This is a genomic window from Amycolatopsis sp. CA-126428, from assembly GCF_002904335.1.
Taxonomy (GTDB): Bacteria; Actinomycetota; Actinomycetes; order Mycobacteriales; family Pseudonocardiaceae; genus Amycolatopsis.
The window spans coordinates 1-2,259 of the sequence record NZ_PPHF01000096.1 but is presented as its reverse complement, the minus strand read 5'-3'; the positions used below and the strand labels follow the sequence as shown (position 1 = coordinate 2,259).

The 2,259-nt window shown below is 70.9% G+C and carries 2 protein-coding genes and 1 tRNA gene; 2 read left to right on the top strand and 1 reads right to left on the bottom strand.

Features of this window, described 5'->3' with window-relative positions:
- Positions 1-109: 109 nt before the first annotated feature.
- A tRNA-Val gene (locus C2L58_RS25275) sits at positions 110-181 on the top strand.
- Positions 182-280: 99 nt separating this feature from the next.
- Here the strand turns inward: C2L58_RS25275 and C2L58_RS25270 are convergent.
- Positions 281-877, bottom strand: coding sequence for a TetR/AcrR family transcriptional regulator (locus C2L58_RS25270; RefSeq protein ID WP_103340089.1), 597 nt, complete (start codon positions 875-877; stop codon positions 281-283).
- Positions 878-970: 93 nt separating this feature from the next.
- Between C2L58_RS25270 and C2L58_RS25265 the strand changes: the two genes are divergently transcribed.
- Positions 971-1,729 (top strand): class I SAM-dependent methyltransferase, encoded by a 759-nt coding sequence (locus C2L58_RS25265; RefSeq protein ID WP_103340088.1) that lies wholly within the window; start codon positions 971-973, stop codon positions 1,727-1,729.
- Positions 1,730-2,259 lie beyond the last annotated feature (530 nt).

The following is a 2,259-nucleotide window of genomic DNA, read 5'->3' as shown; positions in this document are numbered from 1 at the left end:
GATTAGCTCAGCGGGAGAGCGCTTCCCTGACACGGAAGAGGTCACTGGTTCAATCCCAGTATCGCGCACCACGAGTCCACCCCCGGATTTCGTGGGAAGTAGGTACCACGGGCGATTAGCTCAGGGGGAGAGCGCTTCGTTCACACCGAAGAGGTCACTGGTTCGATCCCAGTATCGCCCACGAGATTCGCTCGAAGAGCCCTGCTTGCCGAATGCGCAAGCAGGGCTCTTCTCGTTGTGTCCGGTGGGTGCGGCTTTTGATCCACATCGGACTCGTTGATCACAGCAGGCGGCGTTGGAGCACGTCTGCGGTGACTGTGTGGACCATTTTCTCCAGCTCCCCGGTTTCGGGGAGGGTTCCCCGGCGGCGACCCGCGAGGAGCAGATGGGCTGCACCGATCAGGGATAAGGACAGGGACTCCACCTCGGCGTCCGCCGCGATGCGGCCCTGTTCGCGCTCGGCTGACAGGTAGCGCTGCAGCATGTCTCGGGCCTCCGCCAGGATGGGGAGGCCGTTTTGGCGGCGTAGGCGGACGCGCAGCTCGTCGCGGAAGAAGACGAGGCTCGTCAAGGCGAGGGTGACCGGGTCGAACAGTTCCGCAAGGGCGTCGATGAGGTTTTCCGCGACCGTCCGGGTGCCCGCCGCCGCGCGCAGGAGGGCCGCCTGATCCGCCAGGCGGGTGATGCGGTCGCGGGTGAACTCGGCCAGGAAGTCGTCGAAGTCGGCGAAGTGGCGGTGCAGGACGCCCTTCGCGACGTCGGCCTCCGTCGTCACCGCGCGGCTGGTCAGCGCGTGCGGGCCGTCGCGGAGCAGCACCCGCTCGGCCGCGTCGAACAGCTGCTTGCGCACATCGCGCAGGTGAACCCCGGTCGGCATGCCCCCATTCTCCGGCACGAGCGCCGGTTGCCCTAGTGGGCGAGCGCCCATTAAAGTGGGCACATGCCCACTCAACCTCATGAAGCGCGCGCGATGGCGGAATCCTTCGGGACGGACGTCGAACGCTACGACCGGGCGCGGCCGGAGTACCCGCGCGAGCTGGTGGACCGGATCGTCACCGCAAGTCCCGGGCCCGACGTGTTGGACGTCGGCTGCGGCACCGGAATCGAAGCCCGCCAGTTCCGCGAGGCGGGCTGCCGCGTGCTCGGCATCGACCCCGACGCGCGAATGGCCACCTTCGCGCGCCGGGGCGGGCTCGACGTCGAGGTGGCGAAGTTCGAGGACTGGGAGCCGGGCGGCCGCACCTTCGACGCGGTGGTCGCCGGCCAGGCTTGGCACTGGGTGGACCCCTTGGTCGGCCCGGCCAAGGCAGCGCGGGTCCTCCGGCCCGGAGGCCTGCTCGCGGTGTTCGCCCACGTGTTCCAGCCGCCGCCGGAGGTAGCGGCGGCCTTCGCGGCGGCGTGCCGGCGAGTGTTGCCGGACGCGCCCTTCGCGGCGGAGTCCCGCCCGGCGGCGGAGATCTACGACGTGATGTTCACCGGATTCGCCGACGCGATCGCCAAGGCGGACGGCCTCGGCGCCCCGGACCGCCGACGTTTCGAGTGGGAGCGGAGATACACGCGCGAAGAGTGGCTGGACTTCCTGCCCACAACGGGCGGCTTGACGAGACTGCCGCCGGACGCGCTGGCGGAGGTGCTGTCCGAGGTGGGCACGGCCATCGATGGGCTCGGAGGCAGCTTCGTGCTGCCGTATACAACCTTGGCGGTGGTCGCTACGCGCCTCGACAACTAAAGTTGTCGGTGAGAGTGTGGAGCCACACGGGAAAAGCCTCGAATCGTCCGGCTGATCACGAAGGGCCGGAGTTCGTGGCGGAGCACCACACAGGGGGAGTCCTCCACCTCGACGGCCTGGCCGCGCGCGCCTAACCGGCCCCCGGCCCCCGGCCCCCGGCGGCCTAACTCCCGGCCGCCCCGGCTGCCCTGACCTGGCTGGGCCCGCCCCTAACCCCGGCCAGAACCTTGGCCCTGGCCCTGGTTCTGGCCGCCCGGCGCCTGGCCGCCCCGGCCCGGCCGCGCCCTAACCCGGCCGGGTTGGGGGCTCCGGCCTTCGGCGCCCGTAGCCCCTAACCCGGCCGGCCCGGGGCCCAGGCCTCCGGGCCCCGGGCCCGGCCCCTGGCGCTTGGCCGCCCCGCCGGCCTGGCCCGGCGAGCACACCCCCCTGCCGAACCGATACGCAGCCGCATCAGCGGCCGGCACGCCGGGTCAAGGCACGCTTTCCCGCCTTGACGCGGCGTGACGGCCGTTGAACAATCCGGCGTTCGG